General features: G+C 70.6%; 13 protein-coding genes. 5 read left to right on the forward strand and 8 right to left on the reverse strand.

The window, feature by feature from the left end:
- Positions 1-294: hypothetical protein (locus BMW85_RS12330; protein ID WP_143082238.1), on the reverse strand; the 294-nt coding region annotated here is incomplete at its 3' end.
- A 306-nt stretch (positions 295-600) separates the two neighbouring features.
- Between BMW85_RS12330 and BMW85_RS12335 the strand changes: the two genes are divergently transcribed.
- A complete protein-coding gene (locus BMW85_RS12335; RefSeq protein WP_143082239.1) occupies positions 601-1,158 on the forward strand; it encodes a hypothetical protein in 558 nt (185 codons plus the stop codon).
- 252 nt (positions 1,159-1,410) lie between these two features.
- Here BMW85_RS12335 and BMW85_RS12340 read toward each other — a convergent pair whose 3' ends face one another.
- Complete coding sequence (locus tag BMW85_RS12340) at positions 1,411-2,034, reverse strand: FMN-binding negative transcriptional regulator (RefSeq protein WP_091080769.1); 624 nt, start codon at positions 2,032-2,034, stop codon at positions 1,411-1,413.
- A 25-nt stretch (positions 2,035-2,059) separates the two neighbouring features.
- Between BMW85_RS12340 and BMW85_RS12345 the strand changes: the two genes are divergently transcribed.
- Positions 2,060-3,397, forward strand: a complete 1,338-nt coding sequence (locus BMW85_RS12345) for an aminotransferase class I/II-fold pyridoxal phosphate-dependent enzyme (protein WP_245774749.1) — start codon at positions 2,060-2,062, stop codon at positions 3,395-3,397.
- Positions 3,398-3,421: 24 nt separating this feature from the next.
- On the opposite strand, the gene BMW85_RS12350 is transcribed toward BMW85_RS12345, so the two are convergent.
- From BMW85_RS12350 to BMW85_RS12365, 4 genes are read right to left on the reverse strand one after another with little or no spacing between them, the layout of a single operon-like run.
- Complete coding sequence (locus tag BMW85_RS12350; RefSeq protein WP_091080775.1) at positions 3,422-4,018, reverse strand: GTP-binding protein; 597 nt, start codon at positions 4,016-4,018, stop codon at positions 3,422-3,424.
- Entirely contained in the window at positions 3,999-4,397 is a 399-nt protein-coding gene (locus BMW85_RS12355; RefSeq protein WP_091080776.1) for a DUF742 domain-containing protein, read from the reverse strand. Before BMW85_RS12355 ends, BMW85_RS12350 begins: the two co-directional genes overlap by 20 nt.
- A complete protein-coding gene (locus tag BMW85_RS12360; protein WP_091080779.1) occupies positions 4,394-4,825 on the reverse strand; it encodes a roadblock/LC7 domain-containing protein in 432 nt (143 codons plus the stop codon). The genes BMW85_RS12355 and BMW85_RS12360 overlap by 4 nt, the downstream gene beginning before the upstream one ends.
- Positions 4,825-7,212, reverse strand: coding sequence for a sensor histidine kinase (locus tag BMW85_RS12365; protein ID WP_245774750.1), 2,388 nt, complete (start codon positions 7,210-7,212; stop codon positions 4,825-4,827). The genes BMW85_RS12360 and BMW85_RS12365 overlap by 1 nt, the downstream gene beginning before the upstream one ends.
- Before the next feature lie 181 nt (positions 7,213-7,393).
- Between BMW85_RS12365 and BMW85_RS12370 the strand changes: the two genes are divergently transcribed.
- Positions 7,394-8,677 (forward strand): FxsB family cyclophane-forming radical SAM/SPASM peptide maturase, encoded by a 1,284-nt coding sequence (locus BMW85_RS12370; RefSeq protein ID WP_091080780.1) that lies wholly within the window; start codon positions 7,394-7,396, stop codon positions 8,675-8,677.
- Positions 8,674-10,008, forward strand: a complete 1,335-nt coding sequence (locus BMW85_RS12375; protein ID WP_245774751.1) for an HEXXH motif domain-containing protein — start codon at positions 8,674-8,676, stop codon at positions 10,006-10,008. The genes BMW85_RS12370 and BMW85_RS12375 overlap by 4 nt, the downstream gene beginning before the upstream one ends.
- 22 nt (positions 10,009-10,030) lie before the next feature.
- Here the strand turns inward: BMW85_RS12375 and fxsT are convergent, their stop codons facing one another.
- The gene (fxsT, locus tag BMW85_RS12380) at positions 10,031-12,574 is read right to left on the reverse strand and encodes an FxSxx-COOH system tetratricopeptide repeat protein (protein ID WP_245774752.1); all 2,544 of its coding nucleotides are present in this window, start codon (positions 12,572-12,574) and stop codon (positions 10,031-10,033) included.
- Positions 12,575-12,857: 283 nt separating this feature from the next.
- Here fxsT and BMW85_RS12385 point away from each other — a divergent pair, with 283 nt between their 5' ends.
- Positions 12,858-13,043: an FxSxx-COOH-like cyclophane-containing RiPP peptide gene (locus BMW85_RS12385; protein WP_143082240.1), complete on the forward strand. Its 186-nt coding sequence runs from the start codon at positions 12,858-12,860 to the stop codon at positions 13,041-13,043.
- Positions 13,044-13,079: 36 nt separating this feature from the next.
- Here the strand turns inward: BMW85_RS12385 and BMW85_RS12390 are convergent, their stop codons facing one another.
- Positions 13,080-15,032: a tetratricopeptide repeat protein gene (locus BMW85_RS12390; RefSeq protein ID WP_091080789.1), complete on the reverse strand. Its 1,953-nt coding sequence runs from the start codon at positions 15,030-15,032 to the stop codon at positions 13,080-13,082.
- Between the last annotated feature and the right edge of the window lie 43 nt (positions 15,033-15,075).

Genomic DNA, 15,075 nt, shown 5'->3' on the forward strand with positions numbered 1-15,075 from the left:
CGGCGGCTCGAACCGGTGATCGCGGAACGACAAGGACATGGTCCCCGAGAAGTCCTCGATCGGACTGATCTCTTCGAAGATCTCTTCGAGGCCCGACTGGGTCGGGACGTCCCTGCGCCCGGCCTGGCGAGCCGCCTCTACCCGGGCCTTCCACTTGTCGTTGCCGAGCAGCCAGTCGAAAGACTCGGTCTGCAGAGCGAGAAGGTCAGGAACTTCGAGCGGCTCCTGGATACGCGCGAAAGACACGCGACGGGGACCAGCGGGTACGGCGGAGGCGTTGCGCGAGGCTGCCAACAGATGTCCTTCCGAGGGCTCGCGGCGGACTGACTACACGCACGCCAGACGACCTCGGGATGCGAGCGGGCAGCACGAGGCGTCACAAGGGGAGCGTGGAAGCATGAGCGTACTCGCTCAGTCCAATTTTGTCCACGCTAACGCAGACCCATCCAGCCGGTCGCATCTTCAGGATGACGGATGAGGGTGCGCTTGTCAACCCTCAAATCGAGAATCCGGATGTGCGGGTTCGGTGCGGAGGCGGTGAAAGTCCTGATCAGACGGTGGTGCGAGAGGAAGCGGGGCTGGGACGATCCGGTCGTGCGGATGTCCGTTCTCATGGCCGTACTGGGATGGGTGTTCCTGGTCGCGGCGAGCTGGCTGCAGATTCCCCTCCACCGGGAGATGGGGTGGTTCGGGGCGCTGCTCGTCGTGGCGTTCGGCTGGATGTGGGGCGGCTTGTGGACCTTCATCGCGGTCCTGCTGCGCCTGTCCGTGCGGGCGTACGCGCGGGCGGCGGTGGTGCTGGTCGTCGCGAGCGTGGTGGGGGCCGGGGTGTGGGCGGTGGATTGGCGGGCCGCGTTCGTCGACGGCGTCGTGTGGGCGCGGCGGGACACGTTCGCCGAGCTGGCCGCCGGATACCGGGACGGCCGGCCGATCGAGCCGCCCTGGTGGATGGCGTACGTGTCGGTCGGCGGGGAGGGCCGGGTGCTGGATCGCGGGCTTTATCTGCCGGTTCTCGTGGACGAGTGGCGGGCGGAGAGCGGTGCGGGGATCGCGTACCTCGGGCCGTCGCCGGGTGCGGATCGGCTCGTGCCGACGGCGGAGGGAGACATGGGGCGGCCGGTCCGGGATCTGGGTGACGGGTGGTGGTGGGTGGAGTAGGCAGGCGGGCGTCGTCCACAGGCTGTGTACGGACGAGCTTGCCCGGAAAGTGCGGCGTGGAAAGGGGTTCGGCGCGGTGTGCCGATCATCCTGTGGATAGCCACACGTCCGGTCTGTACTGGGAGGACGTGCGTGCGGAGCCGGTTTTGGGTGCGGTGGGCCGGGGTGGGGGGTTGGCTGGGGATGCGGCGTTACGGGGAGTGGTTATCCACAGGAAGGGTGAGTTATCCACAGTGTGTGGGAAAGCTCACCCTACTGCGCGCCCATCCTCCTGAGCTGGTGCGCCCGCGCGCCCGCGTCGCCCGGCAGGTCGCGCTCGGCCAGCCCGGCGGCGACCCGCTCGCGGAGCTCGACCGGCTTGTGGCTGTCGTACTTGAACTTGGCCCGGACGCCTGTCACCTGAAGCCGTAGTCCCCGGATGGCCGACAACATCTTCCGGTACGGCCCCTCGTCGGCGGCGACCACGCCGTAGCCGCCGTCCGGCTCGTGGTGGGCGAGCTGGCGGCGCAGGATGTCGGCCTTGCCCTCCTTGTCGTCCACGATCCGGGCCGTGCAGGTGAGCTGGACCGAGGCGTAGTAGCTGGTCGGGACGCCGGTGCCGGGGGAGTCCGCGCGCCAGGTGGACGGGATGAAGGCGTAGTCGTCGTGCACGCTCATCACGACGGCCGGGTTGGCCTCCAGCGCCGCCCAGATCGGGTTGGGCCGGGCCAGGTGCAGCACGATCTCCTCCCCGGCCTCCAGGAGGAAGTGGGTCGGCACCACCACGGGCGGGCCGCCCCGCACGCCGTTCGCGGTCAGCAGGCCGAAGTCGCGCGTACGCAGCCAGGACCGCCACTCGTCCGCGTCGAGGGCCGCGTCCCAAGGATGAATGAGCACCCAAACTCCTTTGTATTAGTACATAATGACTTTTGTGCTAGAAAAATATCGGATCGTCGGCGAGACGGCCAGTGAGTTGGCCGCCGGGGTCGAGACCGCCGTCTCCGAGGGACGGCTGTCGCCGGGCGCGCCGCTCCCCCCGATCCGCGAGCTGGCGCGGCAGGCCCGGGTCAGCCCCAGCACGGCGGCGGCGGCCTACCGGCTGCTGCGCGAGCGCGGCGTGGTCGAGACCGCCGGGCGGCGCGGCACCCGCGTCCGGCCGCGCCCGGCCAGCACCTCCCGCGAGGACATCCGCATCGAGGTGCCGCCGGGCGTACGCGATCTGTCCCAGGGCAATCCCGACGCGTCCCTGCTGCCGCCCCTGCACGACGCGCTCGCCGCCGCCGCCCGCGCCCATGAGGAGCGGCCCGCGATGTACGGCACCCACGACGACGCCGACCTGCTCGCCCTGGCCGCCGCCCGGCTGCGCCGCGACGGCGTGCCGCCCGGCGAGCTGGCGATCACCTCGGGCACCCTCGACGCCGTCGAACGGGTCCTCGCCACCGCCCTGCGCCCCGGCGACCCGATCGCCGTCGAGGACCCGGGCTGGTCGTCGCTGCTCGACCTGGTCGCGGTGCTCGGCCTGCGGCCGGTGCCGGTGGGCGTGGACGACGAAGGGCCGCTCCCCGACGACCTCGGCCGGGCGCTGCGGGCCGGCGTACGGGCCGTCGTGGTCACCGCCCGCGCCCAGAACCCGACCGGCGCCGCCGTCACCGCCGCCCGCGCCGCCGCCCTGCGCGAGCTGCTGGCCGCCCACCCGGACGTGCTGCTCGTCGAGGACGACCACGGCGACGGCTTCGTGGACGTGCCCCTGCACCCGCTGGCCGGGGTCACCACGCGATGGGTGCTGGTGCGTTCGACGGCCAAGGCGTTCGGCCCTGACCTGCGGCTGGCTCCGGTCACCGGCGACCGGGCCACACTGGACCGGCTGCGCGGGCGGCAGCGGCTGGCCGTCGGCTGGGTGAGCCACCTGTTGCAGCGGGCGGTGGCGCATCTCTGGCGTACGGGGGCTGTGGACACGGCAGCCGTGGCGGCGTCGTACCGGGAGCGGCGGGACGGCCTGGTCACGGCGCTGGCCGGGCGGGGCGTGCGGGCGCACGGCCGGACCGGGCTCAACGTGTGGGTGCCCGTCGCGGACGAGTCCGCCGCGATCACCCGCCTGCTGGCCCGGGGCTGGGCCGCCGCGCCGGGAGCGCGCAACCGGGTGCGCACACCGCCGGCGATCCGCGTCACCGTCTCCACGCTGCGCCCGGCCGACCTCGCGCCGCTCGCCGCCGACCTCGCCGCCGCCGTCGAGGCCCCTTCGCGCGGCCGGTACGGCTAGTCGCTCCAAGGCCGGCCGGTACGGCTAGGAGCCCGGCGTCGCCTGCCGGGAGTGCGCCGCCATCAGGTGGTCCACGAGCGCGAGCAGCACGTCACGGCTCGCCCTCCGGTCGCGGGCGTCGCACAGCACGAGCGGCACCTGCGGGTCGAGGTCGAGCGCCTTGCGGATCTCCTCCGGCGCGCGGTCCCTGACGCCGTGGAAGCAGTTCACGCCCACGACGAACGGGATGCGGCGGCTCTCGAAGAAGTCGATCGAGGCGAAGCTCACGTCCAGCCGCCGGGTGTCCACCAGGACGACCGCGCCCATCGCGCCGTTGACGAGGTCGTTCCACATGAACCAGAACCGCTCCTGGCCGGGCGTGCCGAACAGGTAGAGGACCACCTCGCGGCTGATCGTGATGCGGCCGAAGTCCAGTGCGACGGTGGTGCTCGTCTTGCCGTTGAGCCCGTCCAGGTCGTCGACGCCGACGCTGGCGTGGGTCAGGTACTCCTCCGTGCGCAGGGGCGCGACCTCGCTCACCGCGCCGACCAGGGTCGTCTTGCCGACCCCGAAACCGCCGGCGACGAGGATCTTCACTGCCAGGGGAGCGGTGTCCCCGTGGTCAGAGTTCGCGTAACCCATCCCGCACCGCCTTGAGGATTTCCATGTCGGGAAGGCCGTTCGCGTGCGCGAAGGCCATGGGAGGCCGGGCGCGCAGTTGCCCGGTCTCGATCAGATCGCCAATGAGGATCTTGGTGACGGACACCGGCAGGTCGAGCGCGGCGGCCACCTCGGCCACCGCCATCGGCCGGCGGCACAGGACGGCGATCCGGCGGTGCTCCGGCTGGAGCCGGCGCGGGCCGCGGCCGGGCTCGGGGAAGGCGTCGGACACCGTCGTCACCAGGGTGATCAGCGCGAGGTCGTCCCGTTCGGGAGTGGTGCGCCCGCCGGTGATCGTGTAGGGGCGGACGAGGGTTTCGTCGGCGTCGTCGTCGTCGAAACCCTCCGTCCAGTGTTTCATCCGTGGCCCCCGATGTCGCGGGCCTCCGGAGCGCGGGCGTCGGTGCCGAGCTTCTGGCCGACCTGCTGGATCAGGGTGTGCATGGCGACGCTCATCAGCTCGGCGTCGACCTCCTGGGAGGCGACCACGGCGAGGTGCGTGCCGCGTCCCGCCGCCGTGATGAACAGCCACAGCTCGGCCATCTCGATGATGACCTGATGCACGGGGCCGCCGCTGAAGAGCTGCCCGACGCCGCGGGCGAGGCTCTGCTGGCCGGTGGCGATGGCGGCGAGGCGCTCGGCGTCCGCCCGCTGGATGGACCGGGAGCGGCTGATCACCAGGCCGTCGTCGGACAGCACGATGGCGTGCCGGGTGCCCGCGACTCGATCGACCAGGCCGTCCAGCAGCCAGTCCAGGTCGGCGTTGGTGGCGGTGGTTCGCTGCGTCATCATCGATCTTCCGTCGTAGGGGAGCCGGGGCCGGGGGATCCGTTCGGCCGGTGCGGTGAGGTGTCGTCGTCGCCGCGGCGCAGGCGGGACTGCCTCTGGAAGGCGCCGATCGCGGCGCCGGATCGGCTGGGTCGGTCGCCCCAGGCCCAAAGCTGCTGTTCGTCTGATTCGTTCGGGTCCGGGGTGGCCGGTGTCCTGAGCTCGTCGGCCAGATTGGCCTGGCGTACGCGCTGCGGCAGCGGACGGCGGGCCGAGCCCGAGCCGGAGTCCGGGTCCGAATCCGGGCCGGGCGGTGGGGGCACGGGCGAGGCCGCCACGTTCGCCAGCGCGCGGCCCCTGGTACGGCTCGGCAGGCCGCCGCTCCCGACAGCCGCGTCCTCCCGCGCGGCCTCGTCCTGGGGGCGGGCCCGGGGGCCGGTCGCCGCCGGGCGGGGCTCGGGCTCGGCCGGCTCGGCGCTCTCCTGTGGCCGCTCCACCACCAGCGTCTCCGGCACCAGCACGATGACCCGGGCGCCGCCGAACGCCGACGGCCGGAACTCCACCCGCAGGCCGAGGCCCGCGGAGAGCCGGGCGACGACGTACAGGCCGAGGCGTACGTCGTCGGCGTGCGTCATCACGTCGAGCTGCGGCGGCGACTTCATCAGGGCGTTGGCGGCGGCGTACTGCTCGGGCTCCATGCCGAGGCCGCGGTCCTCGATCTCGACCGCGACGCCGCGGCTGACCGGCGAGGCCCGCACCTCGACGGGCGTCAGCGGCTTGGAGAAGGCGGTGGCGTTCTCCATCAGCTCCGCGAGGACGTGGACCAGCGGCCCGACCGCGCGCTCGGCCACCCAGGGCTCGCCCTCGACGTCGATCGTGATCCGCCGGTAGTCCTGCACCTCGCCCTGCGCGGCCCGCAGCACGTCGAGCAGTTGCACCGGCCGGCGCCAGCGGCGCTGCGGCTGCCCGCCGCCGAGGATGACCAGGTTCTCCTCGTAGCGGCGCAGCCGGGCGGTGAGGTGGTCCAGGTCGAACAGGCCCTCCAGGATCTCCGGGTCCTCGTGCCTGCGCTCCAGCTCGTCGAGCTTCTTGAGCTGGAGTCCGATGAGGATCTGCGTACGCCGGGCGATCCGCTGCAGCATGCGCTGGAAGCCGCGGTGCTGCTCGGCCTGCCGGACGGCGGTCACGATCGCGCTGCGGCTGGCCAGGTTGAGCGCCTCCCCCAGCTCGCCGAGCTCGTCGGGGGTGGGCTCGACCAGATGGACCTCGGCGTCCACGTCGACGTCCTCGCCGCGCTCCAGCCGGGCGACCACCTCGGGCAGGCGCTCCTGGAGCTCCTGGGCCTCCTCGCGCAGGCGGAGGATGCGCCGCCGCAGGACGGAGGTGAGCCGCCAGCTCGTGAAGATGACCAGGCCCAGCGCGAGCAGGCCGACGCTGCTGATGCTGATGAAGACCACGAACAGCATGCGGGCGTGGCCGTAGCCGACCTCGCGGACGTTCTCCAGCCGGAGGGCGAGGAGGTCCATCACCTGGGCGGTGACGGCGTCGGCCGACGTACGCCAGCCGGCCGCGTCGCCGCGCACCGCCACCTGGCCGCTCGTGTCGTCGCCGCCGGTGGCCAGGCGCGCTTCCTGGGCCACCATGGCGTTCCACGCCGGGCTCGTCATCAGTGAGCGGTGCCGCAGCTCGTCGCCGGTGAGCGCGGGCATGATCCTGGACTCCAGGAGATGCTTACGGGTCCCGACCGCGCCGGTGACGACGGCGTACTCGTCCCTGGTCAGCCGGCCCGTCTTCCAGGCGCGGGCCAGCACGGCGTCCTCGCGGCCGATCGTGTCCACGACCCAGAACAGGTCGATCATGATCTCCGAGCGGCTGTTCACCTGGCCCTCGTCGGTGTGGCCGAGCGCGGTGAGCACGCCGAGGTCCGCCTGCAGGAGGCCGCTGTAGTAGTCGAACGCCTTCCTCGCCGTGGACGTGCCGGTGTCCACGGCCCGCCGCTCCGCGCCAAGGGAGCCGAGCACGCGGTCGGCGCCGGCGACCGCCTCGGCCAGCCCCTCCTGAGCGTTGGCGAAGTCCAGGCCGGTGAGCGCGCGGAAGGCGCGTACGGACTCGTCGGTCGCCGCCCGCTGCTTGACAAGCTGGGCGCGGACGCCCGGCTCGGCGGCGGCCTGCAGCTCGGCGGTGAGCCTGCGCTCCTTCTGCAGGTTGAGGAACAGGGCCCCCGTGGGTCTGCCGACGGTCTCGGTCGCGAGGTCGAGCTGGGCCCGCTCCGCCCGCCACTGGGAGGAGAGCTGGTACATGCCCGAGGCCAGCAGCGGGGTGAAGGTCAGACTCGGCACGAAGACGATGATGAGCAGGACCGTACGCAGAGGGAGCCGGCGCGCGCCGGCCCTGCCTAATTCAGCCACGTGCCGGACTCTCCTCACACTTCGGATTGGTGCTCGATCGTAGCTATGTGACAGGTGTGGCGAAAAGCCCCGCCGTCAAGGGCTTGACACGGCCCGCGTGTAAGGGCCCCGACGCCTGCCCGTGAGCGCTAGGATCGCGGCGTTCCGCAGGTGCTCGAAGCTCCCCAGGGAAAGGGTGGGCGTGAGTTCGCAGTCCGAAGAGACGCGGCCCGAATGGCCCTCGGGGCTGGACATCGGCGCTCTGCTGGAGAGCGGCTGGCGCCCGACGCCCTTCCAGCAGTTCGTCCTCAAGATCCACAGTAGGTGCAACCTCGCCTGCACCTACTGCTACATGTACGAGATGGCCGACCAGGGCTGGCGGCGTCAGCCCCGGCGCATGTCGCAGGCCACGATCGACGCGGCCGCGACCCGGATAGCCGAGCACGCCAGGATGAACCGTCTGTCCCAGGTCGAGGTGATCCTGCACGGCGGCGAACCTCTGCTCGCCGGCGTCGACCGCCTCCGCTACGCGGTCAACGCCGTGCGCGCCGCGGTCGATCCCGGCGTGACGGTGAACGTCCAGGTGCAGACCAACGGCGTGCTGCTCGATCCCGCCTTCCTGGAGCTGTTCGACGAGCTCGGCGTCCTCGTCGCGGTCAGCCTCGACGGCGACCGCGAGGCCAACGACCGCCACCGCCGCGGACCGGCCGGTCAGGGCAGCTTCGACCGGGTCGACGCCGGGCTGACCAGGCTCGTCTCCCCCGCCTACCGCCACCTGTTCAGCGGGCTGCTGTGCACCGTCGACCTGCGCAACGATCCGGTGGGCACGTACGAGGCGCTGCTCGCGTACGGGCCGCCGGCGGTGGACCTCCTGCTGCCGCACGGCACGTGGGAGACCCCGCCGCCGGGCCGCCGGCCGGACAGCGCGGACACCCCCTACGGCGACTGGCTCGTCGCCGTCTTCGACCGCTGGTACCACGCGCCCGAACGGGAGACGCGGCTGCGGCTGTTCGACGAGATCATCCGGCTGCTGCTCGGCCGCCCCTCGCGCAGCGAGACCGTCGGGCTCTCCGCGGTCGCCGTCGTCGTGATCGAGACCGACGGCGGCATCGAGCAGGTCGACAGCCTCAAGTCGGCCTACGACGGAGCCACCCGGACGCCGCTGCACGTCGGCGACGCCGACGCCTTCGACACCGCGCTCATGCTGCCGACGATCGCCGCCCGGCAGATCGGCGAGCGCGCGCTCGCGCCGGAGTGCCAGGCGTGCGAGATCAGACGGGTGTGCGGGGCCGGGCTCTACCCCCATCGCTACCGTCCGGGCACCGGGTTCGCCAATCCCAGCGTCTACTGCCGCGACCTCTTCCGGCTCATCAAGCACGTCCAGCACGCCGTGAGCGACGACCTCGCCGCCGTACGCGAGCGCCGCCGGCGCCGTCAGGCGTCCGCGCAGCTCACCGATCCGCAGAGAGGCCACTCCACGTCATGAGGCTGACCCCGCACATGCTGCCCAAAGAGGTGTTCGCCGAGCTCGCCTCGGGCGGGGGCGGCCGTGACGCCGTCGGCCGCCTGTGGGCGGCGCAGGACAGCAAACGCCTGCTGCTCCTGCGCGGGGTCCGCGACCTGGCCCCCGAGGACGTCGCCGCGCGGGTCCGGCGGGCCTACGACCTGCTCGCCGACATCCAGGAGGCCGCGCCGGAGGTCACGCGGGCGCTGCTCCGCTACCCGACCGTCGGGTCCTGGGGGCTGCGTACGCTCCAGGCCCTCGCGGGCGAGGCGCCGCCGGCCGCCTGGCAGGATCCGGCGGCGATGGCGTCACTGGCGGCGGTCGCGGCGATCCGGGCCGGGCGCACCGCGACCGTCGAGGTGCCCGTGCTGGACGGCGCGGTCGTGCTCCCTTCGCTGGGGCGGGCGCTGGTGCCCGGCGGGGAGCGGACCGCCGTCGTACTGACCGCGGACGGCGAGGCGGAGATCAGCGTGGGCGGCGTCACCGTACGCGTCGGCGATGACCCCTCGTGGGAGGGGCTGCGCCGGATCCGCGCCGAGCATCGCGGGGTGGCGGTCGAGTTCGTCGTGGACGACGTCGATCCCGGCCGGATGCCGGGCGCGCAGCGGACGGAGGAGCGGCTGAGCGAGACCGACCTGCGGCGATGGGCCATGATTCTCCAACCCGCCTGGGAGATCCTCGTCGAACGGCATCCGCTGGCGGCTGAGGAGATCGACGCCGTGGTCACGGTGCTGACGCCGCTGATAGAGCCGGACCACGGCACCGCGAGTGCCACGTCCAAACTGGCCCTTGGCAACATCGGCATCTCGATGCAGCCGGATCCGCACTCGTTCGCGGTGACCCTGGCGCACGAGTCCCAGCACGCGAAGCTGAGCGGCCTGCTGGACCTGATCCCGCTGACGGAGCCGGACCACGGCGGCCGCTACTACGCCCCGTGGCGGAATGATCCGCGCCCGCTGGGCGGCCTGCTTCAGGGCGCCTACGCGCACTTGGGCATCGCCGCGTTCTGGGAGGTCGAACGCCATGAGCCGCATCCGGAGGAGCTGCTGCTCCGTGCCCATACGGAGTTCACTCTGTGGCGCGACGGCACGGAGGCGGTGATCCGCACGCTGCGGGCAAGCGGTCGGCTCACCCGAGAGGGTGAGCTGTTCACTGCCGAGATGGCAGACACGGTGGCCGCGATGGGCGAGAAGAACGTCCCGGCCGAAGCCGCTCGCCGGGCACGCCGCTCGGCCGGATGGCACCTGGCCGGGTGGCGCGAGCGCAACGGTGAGCCGCCGTCCCACCCGGTGCCGTCACTCACCGACTCGTAGCTCCAGGGCACCCGGCGCCGGATCAGATCGGTGGTGGGTCGAAGTCGAGGTCCAGGTGCCGTTCCTCCAGGAAGGCGATGGCGTCGGGGTGTTCGAGACCGAGCTGTTGCGCGTACCGGTCGTGAGTGTCCTCGCGCAGCCTCTCCGCCTCGGCCAGGGCTTCTGACGTGCCGAGCTGTCTGAGGTCGGCGGCGAGGTTGGCGGCGCAGGCGAGCGCCACCGGATGGCTCGGGCCGACGAGCTCCGTCAGCCGGCGGTGAGTGTCGCGGCCTCGTTCGACGGCCGCGTCGTGGTGACCGAGCGCGGCGAGGTCGCTGGCCAGGTTGGTCGCCACGGTCAGGTAGTAGTGGTGGTCGCGCCCCAGATGCTGCTCGATCGCGTCCAGGGTCTGTTCGTTGAGGGCGCGCGCTCTCTCCGGGTCCTGGCAGGTGCGGTGCAGGAGCGCCAGGTTGCCCGTGCAGGCGAGGATGTACGGGTGGTTGGTGCCGTACACCCGCGGGTAACGGGCGACGGTGTCGGCCGCCAGCTTCAGCCCTTCCTGTTCTTGGCCGTTGTTGCGCTGCACGTTGGCGAGCGACATCGCGGCGGCGAGTGTATCGGGATGGTCGAGACCGTACCTTCGTACGTAGCGGCCGTGCACCTCGGTGCACATGTCCAGCGCCCTTTCGAGCTCGCCGAGCCGCCGCAGGGCGATGGAGAGGTCCTTGGCAGTCGAGAGGTAGGCGGGGTGCTCGCCGCCGAGGTATTCAAGGCCGTAGGCGAGAGCCTCCTCGCCCAGGTCGCTCGCTTCGGCGTAGTCGCCGGTGAGGCGGACAGAGCGGGCGAGCGCGTTCCAGTGGAGCAGGACGGTCGCCGCGCCCGCCTGGGCGTCCTGGAGTCCGATAAAAGCGATTTCGTGTAGCTCTCGCGCCCGCTGGAAGCTGCCCGTGAGGCTGTAGTCCAGGCCCAGGTTGTTCTTTGCGCGCAGGGTCCGCGGGTCGTCCGGGCCGAAGGCGGCCTCATGGCGGCGTACCGATTCCTCGTCGTGCTGCAGGGCCGCGTCGAAGTCTCCTCGCGCGCGCAGATCGCCGCCGATGCCGCTGACCAGGAGCAGCAGTTCGTCGTCGCGAGTTCCCGCTTGCTGCATCTTGGAGAGAGTCTTCTGGTTGAGCTCGTAGACCTCGTTGTACTTGCCCAGCTGACGCAGGATGTTGCCCAGCTCCCGATATGCCCTGAGCACGTGGGGGTCGAGTGGGCCGGAGTCCTTCTCCCACTGGCTGATGAAGAGGTTGACGAACTCCTGGGCATATTCGTCACCTGACATGTACAGGTAGCGTGCCAGGTTCAGGGCAAGATCACGGACCTGCACGTCGCGGCTCTCCTGGACCCGGGAGGGCACGATGTGCCCCAGGATGCTGCTGTAACGGCCCCAGTTGACCGACTCTTCCGGGTTGCCAAGCTGGTGACCGGTCAGCAGGCGGTGGACGTCATTGAGCTGCTGAGTTCTCTCCTCGGGTTCGAGTTCGTCGCGTACGAGGGCTTGGATCAGTCGGTGCACCTGGATGGTCCGGTTGCCCGGATCGACGCGCGCGAGAGCGAAACGGCCGAGTTCTCCCACCGACCGGCTCAGCTTGATCGGGTTGGCGAGCAGCTCGGTGAGCTGCGGGCTCAGGCCGCGGACGCGCTGGCTGAACACATCGCGCGGGATCGGCTCAGGGCCGAAGAACGCGCAGCACCGCAGCAGGTGGATGGCTTCGGGGCGCCGCTCGCTCAGCCTGCTCACCGACAGGTTCCAGGCCGCCGTCATCGAGATCGGGTATTCCGTCGGCCTGCCCTCGTCGAGGAGCTGGGCGGTGTGCTCGTTCAGCAGCTCGATGTACTCGTCGACGCGCATGCCCGTCTCGGCCTGGAGCGCGCCGGCCTGTTCCAGCGCCAGGGGAAGATCTCCCAGCTGCTCGGCGAGCCGATCGGCGTCCTCGGGTGCGATCGCTCTGCGGACGCGCTTGCTGAGGAAGGCGATGCTCTCCTCGCGGGTGAAGACGTCGACCGGTACGGCTTCGACGACGTCCTCCCATCGGTGATTACGGGAGGTGATGAGCACGTGTCCCGGCCCGTCCGGGATGACGTCCCTGATCTCCTCCGGCTCGTCGGCGTTGTCGAAGATCAGCAGCCAACGGTCGTACGGCTCGCCGCGCCGCAGAGCGTCCAGCGCGGCGTTGGCGGCATCCTCGACCCCGATCGTCGCTGCCGTCGGCAGATCGAGATGGGGGGCCAGGGTCGCCAGCGACGAGCGGATGAGCACCCGCTGGTCGGCGGAAATCCACCACACGAGGTCGTACTCGTTGCCGTACCTGTAGGCGTACTCCACCGCCATCTGTGTCTTGCCCACGCCTCCCAGGCCGTGAAGGGCGTGGGGAAGCACTTGGGGGAGCACGACCGTGACCTGACCGCTGGTGCCGGCGGTCATCCCGGCGCGCAGTTTCTCGAGCAGCTCTTTCCGGCCGGTGAAGTTCTTGTTCCGAGGCGGGATCTTGCCCCACACCTGGGGGGCCGACCGTCGTACTTCACTCGGGTGGGTACCGGTCATAAGGCCACCTCCGGATCGCGGATTGCAATCCCAACGTTGAACAACGTGTCGATACAGTCAATGGCTCACCCGTACCAAGCCACTTCATATCCAACTCATCGCATAGATATAGAGAGCTAGCAAGGGCTCCTCAGCCTAAGGCAGCGGCAGGGTATTCGCGTCTCGGAACGGTAACCCTTCCCAAAGTATGGTCTGTCGAGTCGCCCCTATTACCCGAGGTGGACACGTACCTTGTATGCTGGCCCGGACACTGGACCAGGGTGCATCGAGCTGGGAGTCGGCCATGGAGTTGCAGAAGAGCGAGCTAGCAGGTCAGCTGCTTGATTGTTCGGATCTGTCTCTCCGTGATCTTGATGAGCTCGACGACTCTGTCTTCGCTTGGGCGATGAGAAGCCTGATGTCGCCCGACCGCCGTGACGCCGACCCTATCGCCCGGTTCAGTAACTCGGTTCCTCTCGCCGGCGATTGAGACATATCTCCACAACTGGGCATAAAACGCCCTTTATCACTGCTTCCTTATGATTTTCTCGGCCTGCCGCCGATGGTGGCTCGACAGGCATGGATTCCTCGCAAGGAGGGCTTCCTCGGCGAGTTCCGCCGCGAGGTCGCGGTTGCCGTTCCTGTGCGTCGTCTGAGCGAGGTACAGCAGGACCAGGCCATGAGAGCGCCCCTCCTCGCGAAGATCTTCGATCTCCCCCCGCGTGACGGGGACGTTGGCCGCCAGGATGTACGCCGCACGGGCTGACGGCGGCGCGGAGATGGCGACACTGCTCAGGTCGCGCACCGCTTGTTGTGACTTGCCCCAGTCCGCGTAGATCTCTCCGCGGATGCGCAAGGCCTCGCAATGCGTCGGGTCTCGCTCCAGTATGACGTTCAGTTCCTTGACCGCCGCCTGATGCCGGTTCGTTCGCCAGAAGGACTGCGCCACCTCCAACCTGGCGATGAGCTCCGCCGTCTGGTTCACCCGGCTGGCGCGGGCGACGCCGAGCGCGCGTTCCATGTCCCCCTGGAGCAGGTGGAGACGGGCAATCGCGGCGTACAAGTACGTGACAGTGGGAGACCCGGCGTCCACCAGCAGTTCGATCTCCAGCGCCTTCTCGTAGGCCTGGCATGCCGCGCTGTGATCCCCCAGCATGTAAGCGGCATCACCGAGAGTGATCCGGGCGGAGACATGAGCATCGCTGCGTGCCTTCCCTGCCGCGGCGAGCGCCGCTCGCGCGTACTTCTCCGCGAGCTTCGGATTGCTCGCGGTCATCGCCTCCTCCGCTTCGCGTAGCAGGTCGTCGGCGGTGGGCTCGGGCTGCGCCACGGGTGACTCGCCGAGCCGCTGGAGAGCCCGCGCCAGGAGCGGATGCTGAAGCTGAAGACCGTCCTCGTCCGGCAGTCGACAGTACTTCAGCAGGTGCCGGTCCTCCACCGCGCGGACCACCGCGTCTGTGACCTCCTTCGGTCGGGCGCTCCGGGGCGCCGGCACGGCTTCGTGCGGGGACGTCTCGTCGGGTGACCTGGTGAAGGTCCGCCGCATCCACCCGCCGATCTCGCAGGTCGGCAGCCCGTGGTCGCTGGTCAGCGTATACAGCGTTCGGGTGCAGAAGTCGGCCAGTGTGGCGTCCACGTCGTCGAGCACCCTCTTGGCGGCGGCGGACAACGTCCCGCCGCCGTGCAGGCCGGCCAAGAGTTCGGCGCACAGCATCTGCAGCAGGACGGGCTCCACGCGCGGGCCGCCCGGCGTGCCGTGCTCGACCTTCAGGACGTCGACCAACTGCTCCGCCACTTGATGGTCGAACTGCAGAGGGGTGCCGAGCAGGGGGCGAGTGAGCGCTTCGATCGCGGACGGCCGGTCGAGAGGCGACAGGTCGTACCGCGCGGGGGTTTCGTTGAGCGCCACACAGAGATCGAGCGCCGCCTTGACGGCGTCCGGCCGGATCGCGAGCAGCAGATGGACGTCCGGGAACGCCCGCAGAGCGGCTTCCAGCTCCGCGCGCAGGCGGCGGTGCTCCGGCTCAGCGGCGGTCGGGCGACGGAGCATCCGCTCGGCGCCGTCGATGGCCACCAGGAGCGGCGTGCCGCGCCCCGCCTTGCCGATCTTGCGCTTGAAGAACTCCTGGATCGTCAGCCCGATGCTGCGGGTGGGGTCCTCCGCGGGCTGCCATGAGGACAGGAGCGCGAAGAGGGGACGGCCGCGGGCCGTGATCAGAGGGGCGGGCAGGGACCTGCGATAGCTGAGGTCGCCTACGGGCACCACCTGCGCCCCGCTCGCGACCGCGTACGGAGCCGCCCCGGCATGCAGCAGGGACGTCTTCCCCACGCCGGAGTCGCCGACCAGCAGGGTCAGCCGATGCCTGGTCCAGAGCTCGGCCACCGCGCGCTTCTCGGCGTCGCGTCCGAAGAACCTGGCGTAGTCCTGCCTGCCGAAAGGCCGGAGACCGACCCAAGGGCCATCTTCGTACGCGGTCATGATCTCCCGTAACCTGTTGCCGCCTCCAGTCGAATCCGTAGTT

The organism is Nonomuraea wenchangensis (genome assembly GCF_900111685.1).
In the GTDB taxonomy this organism is placed as follows: domain Bacteria; phylum Actinomycetota; class Actinomycetes; order Streptosporangiales; family Streptosporangiaceae; genus Nonomuraea; species Nonomuraea wenchangensis.